We start from the raw sequence: 14100 nt of genomic DNA, 5'->3' as shown, positions 1-14100 counted from the left end.
GGCGCCTTCCGTTCGCGATTTGCGCATCCGACCAGCACTGCGCCGAGCCCAATCACAGCGCATATGCGCAGCACTCGCCTCGACAAACGCTAGCCTCCGCTCTTGCCAAATTCCGCGAACGGATTGACGTTGCGCGGCGTCATCATCTTCTGCACCTGGCTCTGGCGAAGAAGATCTCCCTTCAGCTTCTCATTCAGGGCCGCAACCGCACCATTCTGGACGCCGATCAATTCGTTGACCGCGCGCGCGTTTTCCAGCTGCATTCGTGTGTTCTGGTCCACCGATCCCTTGACGTCCTGCGACTGCCCGATCTGCCCACTCGCGGATTGCAGGGACTGTTGGCGCTGGGTGACGCCCTGCGAGGCCTGCGAAGTCAGCGCGCTTAGCAGCGAGGCCACGTTGACGCTGCCGCCATAGGCTGTGTTGACGGCGCTCGTCTCTTTGCCGGCAATCTGCTGGAGCTGCTTCACCAGCTGCAGCCCATTGATGACGGCGCCGGCGATTTTCTGGATTTCAGGCGAAAGGCCACCAAACGAAAGAGCCCCGCCGTTCAGGATCGATCCGAACGAGGGAGCCTGGGCAATCGACATGTTGCCGCCAAGACCCATTTGTCCGATCCCGAGCGAACCGTCACGACTGCCGCTGAGAGCCTGCAGGATCTCCTCGCTCTTTTTCAGGATATCCTTGTTCGAATCCATGATGGAGTTGGTGTTGTCCGCATTCTTGCGGGCGACATCGAGATTGGCGCCATCAATGACGGCAATCTGTGCGTGGGCCGAGCTTGCCCAAAGCGCCAGACTGGCAGCAATCGCGAATTTTTTCATGTCAGCCTCCTATTGCTGTAGAGAATTGATCACGCTGGCAGCGCCAGCAGGGTCGGTGGTGATGGTCATCGAGCTGCTGTCGGCCGAGCTTGCCGCCGCGTTCTCAAGTGCGCATGGTAGCCACCGGCCGCGATCGATCCTCAACCGCTCCAATTCCGCGGGATCACAAGAGAACGGGTTTGGAGAGCCGCTGTTCGGCTGTTGCACCAGCTTTGACGACTGCGATGCCTGAACATTCTGCAACGATAGAAGTTGGGCCAGCAACGTCGTAAAATCCCCCGCCTGGGCGAGGTACTGGTTGGTGACATCGGCGTTGATCCCACGAGCCGACGAGTTCAGCTCCCACGCATCCTTGTATTCGGTAACCTGGCCAACGTTGCCCGCCAGCGCGTCGATTGCAGCATTGTTGGCGCCCATCTGCGATGAGCTTGCATCAAGGCCGCCAGCCGCCTTCCTCACCGTGCCCATGGCCGCTTCCTGAGCCGTGCCGCCGGCGCCGTCGGCCGTTACGATCGAGAATGGTGGCGGCGCGGCGGCGGGAGCCTTGCCGTTCGATACATAGTCGTTGAAGTAGCTGTTCCAGCGGCCGACGCCGCCGGCCCATTGGTTCTGCTCGCCTGCGTTCGATCCGTTGTAGAAGGAGGCGAGACAGCTGTAACTCGTCGCGCCGCATTGCTTCACGCCCATTCCGAGATATTTGACGCCGCCTTCGACATTCTGCTCGTTCACGTCGCGGTCCAGTCCCATGGACTTGCCAGTGCCCTTGGTCAGCTGCATGACGCCTTTGACGCCGGTGTGGCTCCCGGCGCATGTGTCGAAGCGCGATTCCTGATAGGCAACGGAAAGCGCCAGGCCTTCGGGCACACCGTACTTTTGCGCATAATAGCGGATCATCTTCACGTTGCCCGCGTCGCGCTGCAACGCTTCGGCAGGCGACCGGCGAAACATCTGCGAGCGGTATTTGTTCGAATAGGTGCAGACGACGCTTTTCTTCCTGTCGGTTTCGTCCTTCTTAGACTCATCTGACTTCGTGCTGTGCTGCTCGTCCTCTTGCCGCTTGTCGAGGTTCGGCCCGTCGATGACCGCGATCTGAGCGACAGCCACGGTCATGCTTTCCGCTGTCGCGAGAGCCACGGCCAGACAAAAGCTGCTAAGCCGCTTCGTCATGCTCGTCCTCCCATCCGCAGAAGTAAGGCAACCACATCTCCGGCTCGTCGCCGAAGGTCTCCCGGAGCCGGGCGCATTCCTTGCTGTTGGCTTCGTTCGAGGACAAGACCTTGATGAGATCGGGCATTGCCGACAAATCGAGCTTGGCGACGATCGAGTCGCTGTCGTGCTTGACGAGGAAGGTGCGTGTTTCCTTCGCGGTTCGGCGCACGAACTCGAATTCCTTCGCTGTCAGCGAGAAGCGCTCCACGTAGGATTCTTTGCTCGCCTTGGGGTTGGGGAAGAAAATGTTGGTCTTCGTTTGCTCGATCAGTGACGACGAGATGGAGGAGTTGACGACGTCTTCTGCTGTCTGCGTGCCAAAGCCGACCACGCCGTTGCGGCGACGAATGGTCTTCAGCGTCTCATTGATGAAAGCGGCGAAAACCTCGTCGTCCAGCAGCTTCCAGCCTTCATCGAGGAAAAGCATGATCGGCGAGCCGTCGATGACGTCCTCGAGACGATGGAAGATGTAGAGCAACGCCGCCGAGCGCAGCTTTCGGTCGCCCAGGATCTTCGTCATGTCGAACCCGACAACGGGTTTCGAGAAATCGACCAGATCGACGGGATTGTTGAAAAGCCAGCCCTTGTCCTTCGCGTCGAGCCAGGGTTGTATCCGCGCCGCCAGATCATTCATGCCAGGCATGAGCGAGCCCCGCAGCACTTCCGGCAGCAGGTCGAAGGTCCGCTGTTCGCGCGGTATCTTGTAGATCATGTCGACGGCCGCGTTGATGACGCGCATCTCGGCCACATCAAGCGCGCCGCCTTCCGGCGTAAGAATGTAGAGGAGTAAATCTTCCAGGAAAGAACGGTTTTCCGCCGTGTCATCAAGCTGCAATGGCGCGAACCCGGTCGGCTGAGAGGGTTCCATCACCTCGTAACGACCGCCGAGCGCCCGAACGAAGATCTCGGCGCCGCGCATGTAGTCGAAATAAACACATCGCGGCCGCGGCATGATGCGCATGGCCTGCGCCATCAGGAACGACAGCACCACGGTCTTGCCCGAGCCGGTCGGGCCGAACACCGTGAAGTGCCCGACATCGTGTACGTGGAAATTGAAATAGTAGGCTGTCTGGCTGGTCGTCTCGAGCAAGGCGATGGGCCGTTTCCAATGCAGCCGGTCACGTTGGCCGGACGGGAAATTGTGTCCGGAAAAAAGGCCGGCGAAATTCAGCGACGAGATCAACGCACGTCGCGCGATGTAGCTGAAATTTCCCGGCAACTGCGCCCAGAAGGCTAGTTCCGTGTTCAGTGTCTCGCGGACCGGCACGATCGACATGCGCGAAAGTTCGGCCGTGATGTCGGATAGCGCACGATTGAGACCAGTCATGTCCGGCGCCAATGCCATGACGCTCATGTGATGTTGTCCGAATACGACTTCGCCGCCAGCCAGCTTGTCGGCACCGTCGTGGACGGAGACCTCGACCGTCGTGCCCGCCTCGTCGGAACCCTCGACCTGGTTGGCGATAGTGTTGATCCTGCGCATCGCCGTGACACGGTCTTCGATCGCGAAACTTTGCGTCAGGACAAACTCATGCGGCAGTCGCAACAGACCGTCCAAAGAGCCCGGCGCGGTGAACGGCGGATATTCCTTGATTGACACCATGGCGCCGAGCTTGGCTTGGTCCGGACCGCGAAGTTCCAGCGCCGACTTGCCGAAAAACAGCTGCCGCGTCGCCAGCACATCGCCAAGGGACATGCGCGGCAAAGGCATTTCCACGTCGCCACCACCGGCGAGGATTTTCGCCAGAAATTCGGCGGGCTCGGAAAAGAAGCTGTCGCGGCGCTTCACGACACCGAGAAGACGTCCCCCATATGCGCTGAAATCCTTGACCATGCCGTCGAGGATGTCATGCAGTTCGGCTATTGCCTCTTCGCGGGTTTCTTCGCCAGCGGTGCTGATACGGAATGCATTGAGCGCCTTGTCCACCCAGCCGACCCGGCCGACCATCGGGCGCCGTATGACCGTCAGATACGCCTCGTTGACGAAGAGGTTTTTCGAGCCAAGCTCGTCCATGTAGCGGGCGTCGAGCTCGGCCACGAAAGGATTGTCAAAGTCGCCTTCGATCTCCGGCGTCACGTGACGGCGGATGATCGTTGTGTAGACCGCAAACCGAGAGGTCGAAAGATTGCGGAACGTGGTGTTGCGGTTGAACATTCGGCTGTTCAACTCGGCCTGGTCCATGGTCTGGAATGGCAGGCCGCTGAGCCGGATGGCGCCGACCAGAAAGCCGCTCTTCGTCACGATCAGATTGTCATCGACATGGCGAAGGTAGGGGATGTGCATCGCAGCCGGCTTTTCGCGGCGGCGCTCACGGCCAAATTTCAGGTCAGCATCGAGGCTCATGGCGAATAGCTCCTCGCCCCCCAGAAAGTGAGATTCGCCACCGCTCCGCGTTTGGAGACGCGCCGCTCGAAAATATGAAACATGTAGGGATCGCGCTGGCACAAATATGCGCTGACCAGATGCACCACGCCGAACACGCCAAGACCGAGCATGAAGCTGCTCGTGGCGATAAAGCCGATCACCGCCAGGATGCCGTTCAATGCAAAAACTTCATATCGCACCCCCCATTTCATCGGGGGGCGTGTCAGTGGCAGACTGACCGGCTCGACATAGACTTCCTCGTCGTCCATGGCTCAGCTGCCTCCCGCGGTGGCGCGAACCGCGTCCACCAGCTGGGCAGCGCCGAAGATCAGAGCGATGCCAATGATGATGGAAAAAGCCATCATCCACGCCAGCCGTCCCGTCATGGCGAGGAAGCCGAGAAAACAGACCGCGATGATGGCAAATGAGCGCGCTATGTTGCCCTGCAGAACGCCGACGAACCATTCCAGCACGTTTTCGACTGGCGCCGCCGATTGGGCGTATGCGGTGGCTGGCGCCAGAGCTATTCCGACCGCCGAGGCCAAGGCCAGTTTCAGAGCAAATTTGCCTGCTTTCTTGTATTCCACCCTTGGCTCCTTTCAGTTGCCGAAATCCATGACATGACCCTCCTGCCAAGCGTCTCCGCTTGCTGGCGGACCGGCCGCGAACATTTCGGATTTGGTCAGGACGGGCTTCTTCGCGACACCGCCGAACTTCCAGCGGTTGAGGATTTTCACGATGTATTCCGCGGTCTCCGGATTCACCGGAACGCCCTGCGCCTTGTAGACGCTGTTGGGGCCGGCGTTATATGCCGCCAGCATCAGCAGCGGATCCTGGAACTCGTCATAGAGTGACTTCAGATAGCGCAAGCCAGCCCGAACATTCGCCTGCGTATCGCAACGGTCGCTCACGCCGAGATCGGCCGCCGTCCCCGGCATCAACTGCATGATCCCAAGGGCTCCGGCCTTGGACGGACCCTGATTGGCGCCGAGATCGCTTTCAGCCCATGCGATCGCCTCGGCCAGATCGGCGTCGAAGCCTTCGTCCAGCGCGACTGAACGCACAAGTTCGGCGACTTCAGTACGGTTTCCGGTCTTGCACGCCCCAGGCCTCTGCGCCCCGACTGAGGTAAGGGCTTGCGCCGGCGTTGCAAAGGCGACCGCGACGCGGTCTGATGCCAGATCCCGGCCGTGCGCTTCCAAGGGCATTGTAGCGGCACACAGGGTGAGCAGAAGAGCTGTTCGAGTGTTCATACTGTCGCCAAAATTTAACACTTTACTATGGCTACACGCAGCCCTAGTAAAGTGTCAACACCATATGCACCGCAGGGACGGATTTCGATGAAACAGATTGCCCTTTGCACGGCTTTGCTGCTCCAGGGCACCGCGGCTTATGCTGCCGGCGCCGACGCTCCAAATGCCTTCGCGCAGCCGTCGGAACACTACCTGCTCCAGTTTGCCAAGCCGGGCGAGAAGGTGTTCGTCTATGAGCGCTACGATGCGAAAGGCGCGCTCTTTCAGCGCGACGCGGCGACCCTCAGTTCGCCGGTTAAGGCGTCGTCGGCGACCGAGCGCGTCATCAACGGCGTGGCCTATCGACTGCGCGGCCTCGCCGCCTGCCCAAATCCAAAGATTACCTACAAGACGCAGGCGTGGGACTGCACGAAGGCCGCGCAGGACTATGAAGAAGGAATCTACAACCATCGTGCTTCTGTCGTGCTTTGCAAAACGCTTGTGCTGCAGAGCAGGAAGGGGGAACCCGACGCCGTGTCGTGTTTTTCTCTCGTGGGTGCGGGCAATACAAACGACCCGTACAACGTCGCCTACGACGATGACGAAATGGTTTTCTTCGGCATGGCCGCAATCGGACGCAACAAGGACGGCAAGTCGCTGCGCCCCGATCTGGAGCACTCCGCCGACCTCGGTGGACAGTTCCAGGAATGAAACAGGCGCGCTTTGCAGTGCTGGCCGCTTTTGGTTTGTGCGCATCGGCACAGGCCCAGGGTGCATCCGAATCTGCCGCGCCAACGCCCTTCGCGGTATCGAAATCGGCTCAACTGCTGACCGGAGATACCTGGCGTGACGGCGACCACCTTTTCCGCCTCTATGGCGTGCAGTCATGTCTTCGCGGCACGTCGGCTGAACAGCGAAATGGGAACAAACTCGATTGCGGGAACATCTCGCTGGCGCATCTGGCAGCACTGTTCGATAGCGCGGCGGTGACATGCCAGCCAATCGGCTACGCCCTCGACAAGGCGGCCTTTGTCGTCTGCGGTGCGCAGCTGAATGGCGACACAATCGACGTCGGCACCGCGCTCATAGCGACCGGATACGCGTTTGCCGCAACGACAGCAAAGGGCAAAGCCGTCAATGAGAACTACCTCGTCGCGGAAATCAACGCTAAGATGAAACGTGCAGGTTTGTGGGGCACGACGTTTCAGCACCCTGTTCAGCTGCTGCTAAATAAGCGATCGGAGAGACAAGAATGAAGCACGACGATGAGGCGCACAAATATTACTATCCCGTGGAAAGACGCGGCGACGGCGCTATTGGCGGAGCTGCGGCGTTCTTGGCGATCATCTTGGTGCCTGCAGGGCTTTATGCGGCCTGGAACACCGTGGCTGCATGGATTTCAGCGCTCTTCTCCTAGGACCGGAGTTTCGCGAAGGAACCGAGCAACGCGCGAAGATCGTCGACATCAACCTCGCACCAGTCATGAGCCGTCAGTCGTTCAAAGTAAGCAGCCTTCATTTTCATTTCCTCGATAGTGGCTACTGGAGCAATGGCAGCACGCCTTCGCACCGCGGCCTCTTCCGCCATGACCGCGTCCAGTCTCTGACCCAGCAAGATAGCATCCGTACCCTCTGCCTCCATCGCACGCTTGCCGATACGTTCAAGTTCAGCGACGCTCTGACGATGTTCCGCAATCAGTTTCGTGACGTCTTCAGCCGTTGCCATCACTCCGTTGCGACAGACCAATTGAATAGGCATTGACCGGCTCCTCGCCCATGACAATTCGTAAATGATACTTCGGCAGGCGAGAAAAATAGGGGGTTCATCCTCTGTTTCTCAGGCTCCTGGCCCGTAGCTTCCCCAACTTTCACTCATGCGGTCACACTCCGCCGCTGCCACCAGACAAAACGTTTCAGATTGTAGGCGTGCCGGCCAAATCGAGTTGATAAAAACGTTGATTGAGGACGAAGGCACGATAGGATACGAAGCCTGGCGAAACGGAACGAAACTAGAGCCTATAAGTTGTTGTTTAGGAACGGAAAATTATTTCTCCCTCCGCCTAACGATGGGAGTGATTTCAAAGAATTGTTCAAACGACTGGCGGCGGCAGGTGCGGGTCGACTGTTGGGCAAAGACGGGTTTCCTGCAGGCCCATGGACGCCCGAGCTCCTTGCAGAGGCGATTTCACAGATTGATGCTAACCGGGTTGGGGTCGATCTGCGAACGGTGCAGCTTTGGTTTCAAGAGAACGACAAGGGAATTAGCACTGCCAACATTCGTTGGCTGGCGAGGGTTTTTGGATGCGATGATCCGGCCGCAACTAGCGAATGGCAGATGGAGCTTAGCGCGGCCCAATCGCGGTTATCGGCCAAGAGACGAGAATGGAAGAGAGCCGGAAGCAGCGTTGCAGAAGAGATTCCAGATACGGCACTGACTACGACCTTCGATTATGAGACAGACCCCCCGGCAGAGCCCACACGGGATACTGACGCCAAGGGGCCAAGCCAGCATTTTAGTTTGGCGAGGAAATCGGAGGCGTTTTTTAGTCACGGATCTCCCCTGAATTTACCGGCGTCGGTGTTTGCGGGTGTCACCGCTCTTGGGTTTTTGTCGTATCTTACGGGGATTCACAGCGTGACATATGGCCGGGCGGATGGCGTCGTCAAGCAGGTTGGGTTTCTTTGGACAGCGAATTGGACATTCGTCTTCATGGTACTTTTGCCACTGTTTTTTGCCTTCGTGACAGAGCTGGTGACCTTTTGGAAAGATGAAGGCCGCCCAAAGCTTGTAGCGCAGGGCGACAAGATGGAAAGCGACGATGCCTGGGCGCGCAGCGTACAAGCTTATTCGTATTCATATTGGGCGGTTCTTTTGATTTGTGTGGTATTCGCCGGTCTTTTTCAGTGGATCGGCGTGTCTTTAATCCCGTTGCTCAAAGGTGGTGGCAGCTATGCGACGGACTGGGGCTCGTTAGCGATTGTGCGCCCTGAAGTTATATCGGTGCCGGAAGCGATCGTATTCACGGGGCTCGCTTACCTATACATGTGCCTATGTTTTTATCTGTTCTTCGTAGGCCTAATTTTGCTTTATACAGTGATCCATGATCTTTGGAGAATTGGGAAAGCAGCGAGTAATCCGCCCGAGGTGGATTATCAATACGGGCTCCATGAAGCCAGCCTCAGGGTTATGCGTGCGATTTTTCGGTGTACTGTTTTGGGGCTTCTGATCGCCATAGTCATGAAGCTCCAGAGTGCTTACCTGACATCGCGTGGGGAGAATATTGTGGCGTGGTTGGTCGGCGATATGTCTTCCGCCTTCTATGGGCGAAATGATGTGAGCGCGGTGATCAGCTACCGTAGGCCGACCCATTATAGTAGCCTTCTTATCGCTATTTCGACCTGTGCTGTATTTCTGTACGGCTCCATCCGTTTAGGTGTCGAACGTCGGTTTCGTATGTCTTTGTGGAAGATGTCAGCGATCGTAGCGTTACTCGTGGCTAGCTACTTGCTGATCGATGCATTTGCTGGCTTTTCGATCCTTCTGGGCGTTGGAGTGCTGTTCGCACTATATGGCCTGTTTGATCCAGGGTTGGGGCGACGGCAAGCGATTAAGTTGGGAAACAATCAGAGTGTATCATAGTTGGCTTGATCATTGGGATGAGCGGCGGGCGCGTCGCGGTGAGGAAGGGAAGAAATCGACCGATTTCGCCCTTAACGCGGAACTCGCCTTTCCAGATGCGAATAAGATAACAAGTATCGAGGAATTCTGTGCCCTTGCGGACCAAGCCGTGGCTGATCCAGCCTTTTTCGATGACCCGAATGTGAGTGATCAGGGGTTTGAAAGGCTAGATGGGTGGCTCAAATTTCCATCGGACATATCTACTGATATCGAACAGAACAATGTCGTCTCGGCGAAAATCACAGAAAGCGGGTCGTTCAATCAGGCGATGGTGATTTTTCACCATTGGAATGCAAGCTCTCGGAATCGTCAAATTGCCAACTTTTTCTCGCAGCGTGGCACCACGGTTGTCGAGATTGCTATGCCTTATCACTTCGAACGCAGCCGGCCCGGCTCTGTGCACGCCGACTATATGCTTAGCCCTAATCTCGGTCGAACGATCCAATCTGTAAGGCAGGCAGTGTTGGATGGGCGAAAACTCATACGTTGGTTGAAAAGCGAAGGCTATCGAGAGATTGCGGTTCTCGGAATGAGCTTAGGTTCCTGGGTTGCGGCCATAGTCGCGGCACACGATTTGGCTGTGTCAAAAGCCTCGTTGTTTCTGACGGCGGGGAGTCTAGCGGATATGGTTTGGACGGGCCGCGCGACACGATCGATACGCGATAGCCTTGAGCCTGAGATTGAGCTGACCGATCTCAGAAGGGCCTGGGGTCCACTTAACTTGGAGAATTACGCGCATAGTTTGGCACGGCCTGACCTCGATCTACAGGTTGTGTTGGCTAAGAGAGACAAAGTGGTGTTGCCAGAGCTATCGGAGAGGTTCATGCAGAGGCTGAAGGACGCCGGGGCTAGGCCAAATATTATGGAATTAAACTGCGGTCACTATTCGCTCGCCATACCGCCTTATATTTTGTTGGCCGGTTTGAGCTTGAAGCGGTTTCTGTCGCGTGCTGACAAGTCGGCCCGGCGGGCATGAGTTTGGCTTTGGCCGGTCCGTTCACCAGCAGATTCTCTGGCAGGCATCACGACACAAAAGTGATGAATGTAGGGCGCCACCTGGCGGAACCGACCCCTGGAAGTGGCCGACAAAGGTGCAGGCATGACGCTGGCAATTGTCGAAAAGGCCACGACACCCTTCTTCTCTACACGCGCCGGCAGGATTGACGGCTTGTTCTCATATGGTTTCGACCCTCAAGGGAAGCTCTTCATCAGCAAGCATTCACGGCGCCGGCACAGTCGTCCATGTCAAAGTCCCGTTATCATCCTGGCGCCAACAGCCGACGATGACGCCAGCGGCCGCCCGACAGCCGCGGCGGGGGGCGCTAGTCGGCCGCCGGGCCTGACGACAGGGGCATAGGAGCGGCGGCGGCTGGGGCGAATTATAGGCCGTTTAGGAGCACTCGTGGGGCGGCTAGCTAGGTGTCAGTTCTGGGGATCTTTTCGGAAAAGAGGAAGGTCGCTGGATCAAGTTTCAACGCCTGGGCGATCGCGGCAATCGTGTCCACGCTGATGTTACCGCTCGCGCGTTCGAGCTTCGTGTATGTCGCCTCCGCCACGCCGATGAGCTCAGCCATCTCATAGCGGTGCAAAGTACGTCGTTGTCGCTCAATATCGATGATGTGGGCCAGCCTCTTGCGGATCGCATTGTCGTCCAACCGATGCACCCACTCCGGAACTTTCTTACCACCGGCGAGCAGACCTGCAAAAGACACTTGCAAGCCGTTTGCCATGATCTGCAGCGTCGTCAATGTGACATTATTTTTCTGACGCACTGTCTGAATGTAGGTTCGATAGGCCAGTTTTTCGCCCTCGGCGGTCCGAAACAGTTCGGCCATGTGCATATGGGATAGGCCGCGTCTGGCTCTCTCCCGCTCAAGCGCCAGTGCAATGTTGGCGCGCAACGGGTTGTTGACCACCCCTCCGTCGTCTCGTTTCATAAATCGATGTAGTCGCACAAACCTGCCTTTTCGACCTGTCCTTTTTCGCGCGGATCATCCATAGTAAACTGTCAAATCTGCAGCGAGGAAAAGGCTATGACCATACTCAAATTCCTACTAGGGGGTGCCGTCGCCATCGCGGGCGCCGCAGCTCTTCCATCCCAATCAAAAGCGTCGGAATGGGGCTGTCAGGTTCTCCTATGTCTTTCCGGCGATTGGCAAGGCACCCCCTCGTGCCACCCGCCAATTTACAAGTTGATTGCGGCGATGGAAGCCCCGGGTTTTAATTGGCCGACCTGTCCGCAAGCCAACTCCAGCGCGGCGAGATATGAGAAGTATGAGGATTGTCCATCTGGCTGGCAAGCAGTTGGCAGCTCTGAATCCGATCGGCCGGGCATAGGTCAAGAACGGAACATCTGCCGCATCGCGGCTGATAGGCTCCCCTTGCCCGTTGTTTTCAAAAACAACGCCCTCGGCGGGCATTATGGAGACGGATCACGTCCGGTCCAAATCGAAATCGACGGTAAGGTGGTTGCGGCAACAATCCAGACCGCGGGAAACGATCGAGGGCATTCCCTTGGTAATGGCCCCACCTACTACACCATCCCTCGACCGACGCGCGGAAAGCCCTGGTTCATCGAGTATGATGACGCGAACGGCGTGCGCCAGAAAAGCTGGTTCAATCTCAACATGCCATGAGCCAGGCGATCACGCAGGACGAGGTGCTATGAGGGTGACAATTCAGGGAGGTTTGAAGTGTTAAAGGTGCTTCTCCTGTCCACTGTGATTATGAACACAGGCGCAGTGTTGGCGGCGGCTGGTCAGAGCGACAAGCCGCGATCAAACGTGGACAACCCTATGTGGCCGGCTTCACTGAAATGGGACTGCAAGACCGCAGCCAAAATCGTGTGCGAGCGCGATGGCAGTTGTTCGGTGGCTGAGGACCACACTGGATTTGTGCTGAACTACGGCAGCAACGAAGCTGAGTTTCCGGCCAGCAATGTCAGGATCAAACGCCACTATCAACAGACTGTGCAGGGGAGCCCTTTGCAGCAGGAAGTTAAAGTTGAATTGGCCGACAATCGCGTTCTTTGGCTGACGGCCGTGGATGCCAGCCGTACTTATTCGCAAGCGTGGGTCGGCGCACTGAGCGAGTTGAAGGGTGGCGCGGTACTGATGGAATCCGAGGGAGTCTATTGCGTGCCGCACAAGTGAGTGCGCCGAGAGGGGACGCGAGCGAGCGAAGGCCGATATAGTCTGACTTGGGACTCCGGCGGTTAAGAATAGTCCATAGTCGACCGCCGAGTTTTAATCAGACGGTGAGACGGGGCCATTTAACAGCGATCTGTCGATCTGTCTTAAAGTTGATTTGACTGTTGGAAGCTGACCTTATTTCTGTCTATGACTATCGGAAAGACTTGGATAAGGGCCTACAATACGTTAAAATGTAAATAAATATTGATTACACTTGTAAAAGTCGCATAATCTATCTTATGGAACTGGGCTAAGCCATTGGAATCCGAACACCTATTTTACAGCCGCGACCGGTTGGAAATGTCCGTGAAGAATTGTAGGCACGCGTCCATGGCGATCCTGTGTCAATGACCGTGGAATCGGGACCCATGTTTTCGCGCAAAAGGAATTGCACAGCCTGATCGGGCGCGCCTGATTGGCTTTTCGGATTTAGCTTTGAGCGCGGCTTTTGAAGCGCCAGGGATTCGTTTCCGGTTTCGACGATCTCGCATGATCCGTAAGGTGATCAAGCAGCGCGGTCGTCTTGGCGTCGCCGAAGACGCTCGGCCGTTCACCGAAGGCGAGATTGGTGGTGATGATGATTGAGGTGCGCTCGTAGAGCCGGCTGATGAGATGGAAGAGCAATTGGCCACCGGATTGGGAGAGATAGCCGAGTTCATCGAGCACGACGAAGTCGAGCCGGGTCAGGTGATCGGCAATTTGGCCCTGGCGACCGGCGCGGGTCTCGGTGTCGAGCCTGTTGTTGACCAGATCGACGACATTGAAGAAGCGGCCGCGAGCGTTAGCGAACAGGATGCCGCTCAGCGCCCGGCGGTCATCCACACGCGCGACATCATGCGACAAAGGAAAATAGGGCTCGATCCGGCGCATCTGCTCCGGCGTCAACATCAGCAAATCACTCAAGGCAGCATCCTCCTGCCACCTTGAATCACCCGCCAGCCTTCAACCCAACAAATTAATGGGTCCTGACCCTAGCCAGATAAGTTCTTGCAATCGATTGCAATTCATTCTGGTCGATTATCTCACCGTGTCCACAATATGCCCGGCTGAACTCCATGTCCAGAAGCCGCAGCATTGTCTTTCGATAGACCTGCACGTCCGAACCCGGAAGATCGTCAACCAGCCGCCCGCGGTAGATAGCGTCGCCGGCCAGGAAGTCGCCGTTGCGTTCATCAAGGAGTCCAAGCGATCCCGGCGAATGACCCGGGAGATGAACGACCAGAAACGACCTGTCTCCTGTCTCTATGGTGCTGCCTTCGTCCAGAATTCGGGACAATGGCGCCGGCCTGATCTGGAAACGCTGCGACGACCACGCCTCATGCGGTGGCCTGCTGACTGCATCCGGCTGCCGGCGAAAGAGATGAGCCAGTGTGTGCTCGTCCGCCATGCCTTCAAAAAATGCGGCCTCGTCGCGATGGGCGGCTCTCATCTCGAACTCGCTCAATGCTCCGACATGATCGACATGGATGTGGGTGGCAACGGCGACGACCGGCTTGCCGGGAGCAAGGTTCAGCGTGGGTCTGAGCGGCACGAGACCCATGCCCCCGTCGATGATCAGATCGACGTCTCGCCCGCGAATATGAAAGATATTGCTTCTGAAA

The 14100-nt window shown here is 57.3% G+C and carries 17 protein-coding genes; 7 read left to right on the top strand and 10 right to left on the bottom strand.

What is annotated here, in order from left to right:
* Positions 1-89: 89 nt before the first annotated feature.
* From AC1DX6_RS26180 to AC1DX6_RS26155, 6 genes are read right to left on the bottom strand one after another with little or no spacing between them, the layout of a single operon-like run.
* Complete coding sequence (locus AC1DX6_RS26180) at positions 90-824, bottom strand: type IV secretion system protein (protein ID WP_477318697.1); 735 nt, start codon at positions 822-824, stop codon at positions 90-92.
* Between the two features lie 9 nt (positions 825-833).
* Positions 834-1991 carry a transglycosylase SLT domain-containing protein gene (locus tag AC1DX6_RS26175; protein WP_477318695.1) on the bottom strand — a complete coding sequence of 386 codons (1158 nt, stop codon included), beginning with the start codon at positions 1989-1991 and terminating at the stop codon, positions 834-836.
* A complete protein-coding gene (locus AC1DX6_RS26170; RefSeq protein WP_477318693.1) occupies positions 1975-4377 on the bottom strand; it encodes a VirB4 family type IV secretion/conjugal transfer ATPase in 2403 nt (800 codons plus the stop codon). Before AC1DX6_RS26170 ends, AC1DX6_RS26175 begins: the two co-directional genes overlap by 17 nt.
* Entirely contained in the window at positions 4374-4667 is a 294-nt protein-coding gene (locus AC1DX6_RS26165; protein WP_023720449.1) for a VirB3 family type IV secretion system protein, read from the bottom strand. The genes AC1DX6_RS26170 and AC1DX6_RS26165 overlap by 4 nt, the downstream gene beginning before the upstream one ends.
* Before the next feature lie 3 nt (positions 4668-4670).
* Positions 4671-4985, bottom strand: coding sequence for a TrbC/VirB2 family type IV secretion system protein (locus AC1DX6_RS26160; protein ID WP_477318690.1), 315 nt, complete (start codon positions 4983-4985; stop codon positions 4671-4673).
* A gap of 12 nt (positions 4986-4997) precedes the next feature.
* On the bottom strand, positions 4998-5600 hold the full coding sequence (locus tag AC1DX6_RS26155) for a lytic transglycosylase domain-containing protein (RefSeq protein WP_477318688.1): 603 nt from the start codon (positions 5598-5600) through the stop codon (positions 4998-5000).
* Positions 5601-5738: 138 nt separating this feature from the next.
* On the opposite strand from AC1DX6_RS26155, the gene AC1DX6_RS26150 reads away from it, so the two are divergent.
* From AC1DX6_RS26150 to AC1DX6_RS26140, 3 genes are read left to right on the top strand one after another with little or no spacing between them, the layout of a single operon-like run.
* Positions 5739-6341, top strand: a complete 603-nt coding sequence (locus AC1DX6_RS26150) for a hypothetical protein (RefSeq protein WP_095776129.1) — start codon at positions 5739-5741, stop codon at positions 6339-6341.
* Positions 6338-6886, top strand: a complete 549-nt coding sequence (locus AC1DX6_RS26145; protein ID WP_137935518.1) for a thermonuclease family protein — start codon at positions 6338-6340, stop codon at positions 6884-6886. The genes AC1DX6_RS26150 and AC1DX6_RS26145 overlap by 4 nt, the downstream gene beginning before the upstream one ends.
* Entirely contained in the window at positions 6883-7047 is a 165-nt protein-coding gene (locus AC1DX6_RS26140; protein ID WP_477318685.1) for a hypothetical protein, read from the top strand. The genes AC1DX6_RS26145 and AC1DX6_RS26140 overlap by 4 nt, the downstream gene beginning before the upstream one ends.
* Here the strand turns inward: AC1DX6_RS26140 and AC1DX6_RS26135 are convergent.
* Positions 7044-7388 (bottom strand): hypothetical protein, encoded by a 345-nt coding sequence (locus AC1DX6_RS26135; protein ID WP_477318683.1) that lies wholly within the window; start codon positions 7386-7388, stop codon positions 7044-7046. The genes AC1DX6_RS26140 and AC1DX6_RS26135 overlap by 4 nt on opposite strands.
* Positions 7389-7655: 267 nt before the next feature.
* Here AC1DX6_RS26135 and AC1DX6_RS26130 point away from each other — a divergent pair, with 267 nt between their 5' ends.
* Positions 7656-9269, top strand: coding sequence for an RcgA family putative transporter (locus AC1DX6_RS26130; protein ID WP_477318731.1), 1614 nt, complete (start codon positions 7656-7658; stop codon positions 9267-9269).
* Positions 9259-10284 (top strand): alpha/beta hydrolase family protein, encoded by a 1026-nt coding sequence (locus AC1DX6_RS26125; protein WP_477318681.1) that lies wholly within the window; start codon positions 9259-9261, stop codon positions 10282-10284. Before AC1DX6_RS26130 ends, AC1DX6_RS26125 begins: the two co-directional genes overlap by 11 nt.
* A 439-nt stretch (positions 10285-10723) precedes the next feature.
* Here AC1DX6_RS26125 and AC1DX6_RS26120 read toward each other — a convergent pair whose 3' ends face one another.
* Positions 10724-11245 carry a helix-turn-helix domain-containing protein gene (locus tag AC1DX6_RS26120; RefSeq protein ID WP_477318679.1) on the bottom strand — a complete coding sequence of 174 codons (522 nt, stop codon included), beginning with the start codon at positions 11243-11245 and terminating at the stop codon, positions 10724-10726.
* A 96-nt stretch (positions 11246-11341) separates the two neighbouring features.
* Between AC1DX6_RS26120 and AC1DX6_RS26115 the strand changes: the two genes are divergently transcribed.
* Complete coding sequence (locus AC1DX6_RS26115; RefSeq protein WP_477318677.1) at positions 11342-11944, top strand: hypothetical protein; 603 nt, start codon at positions 11342-11344, stop codon at positions 11942-11944.
* A 57-nt stretch (positions 11945-12001) separates the two neighbouring features.
* On the top strand, positions 12002-12460 hold the full coding sequence (locus tag AC1DX6_RS26110) for a hypothetical protein (RefSeq protein WP_477318675.1): 459 nt from the start codon (positions 12002-12004) through the stop codon (positions 12458-12460).
* Positions 12461-12928: 468 nt separating this feature from the next.
* Here the strand turns inward: AC1DX6_RS26110 and AC1DX6_RS26105 are convergent, their stop codons facing one another.
* Together AC1DX6_RS26105 and AC1DX6_RS26100 are read right to left on the bottom strand one after the other, a co-directional pair.
* Positions 12929-13402 carry an ATP-binding protein gene (locus tag AC1DX6_RS26105; RefSeq protein ID WP_477318673.1) on the bottom strand — a complete coding sequence of 158 codons (474 nt, stop codon included), beginning with the start codon at positions 13400-13402 and terminating at the stop codon, positions 12929-12931.
* A 52-nt stretch (positions 13403-13454) separates the two neighbouring features.
* Entirely contained in the window at positions 13455-14039 is a 585-nt protein-coding gene (locus tag AC1DX6_RS26100) for an MBL fold metallo-hydrolase (protein ID WP_477318729.1), read from the bottom strand.
* Positions 14040-14100: the final 61 nt, after the last annotated feature.

This window comes from Mesorhizobium sp. P2_C4 (assembly GCF_056404575.1).
This window is presented reverse-complemented; position numbering and strand designations above follow the sequence as displayed.

Bases quoted from the DNA above. Each gene is read 5' to 3' on its own strand.
- AC1DX6_RS26180 (WP_477318697.1), bottom strand. From the start codon at position 824: ATGAAAAAATTCGCGATTGCTGCCAGTCTGGCGCTTTGGGCAAGCTCG.
- AC1DX6_RS26120 (WP_477318679.1), bottom strand. From the start codon at position 11,245: ATGAAACGAGACGACGGAGGGGTGGTCAACAACCCGTTGCGCGCCAAC.
- AC1DX6_RS26150 (WP_095776129.1), top strand. From the start codon at position 5,739: ATGAAACAGATTGCCCTTTGCACGGCTTTGCTGCTCCAGGGCACCGCG.
- AC1DX6_RS26175 (WP_477318695.1), bottom strand. From the start codon at position 1,991: ATGACGAAGCGGCTTAGCAGCTTTTGTCTGGCCGTGGCTCTCGCGACA.
- AC1DX6_RS26165 (WP_023720449.1), bottom strand. From the start codon at position 4,667: ATGGACGACGAGGAAGTCTATGTCGAGCCGGTCAGTCTGCCACTGACA.
- AC1DX6_RS26170 (WP_477318693.1), bottom strand. From the start codon at position 4,377: ATGAGCCTCGATGCTGACCTGAAATTTGGCCGTGAGCGCCGCCGCGAA.
- AC1DX6_RS26145 (WP_137935518.1), top strand. From the start codon at position 6,338: ATGAAACAGGCGCGCTTTGCAGTGCTGGCCGCTTTTGGTTTGTGCGCA.
- AC1DX6_RS26100 (WP_477318729.1), bottom strand. From the start codon at position 14,039: ATGGGTCTCGTGCCGCTCAGACCCACGCTGAACCTTGCTCCCGGCAAG.
- AC1DX6_RS26135 (WP_477318683.1), bottom strand. From the start codon at position 7,388: ATGCCTATTCAATTGGTCTGTCGCAACGGAGTGATGGCAACGGCTGAA.
- AC1DX6_RS26140 (WP_477318685.1), top strand. From the start codon at position 6,883: ATGAAGCACGACGATGAGGCGCACAAATATTACTATCCCGTGGAAAGA.
- AC1DX6_RS26115 (WP_477318677.1), top strand. From the start codon at position 11,342: ATGACCATACTCAAATTCCTACTAGGGGGTGCCGTCGCCATCGCGGGC.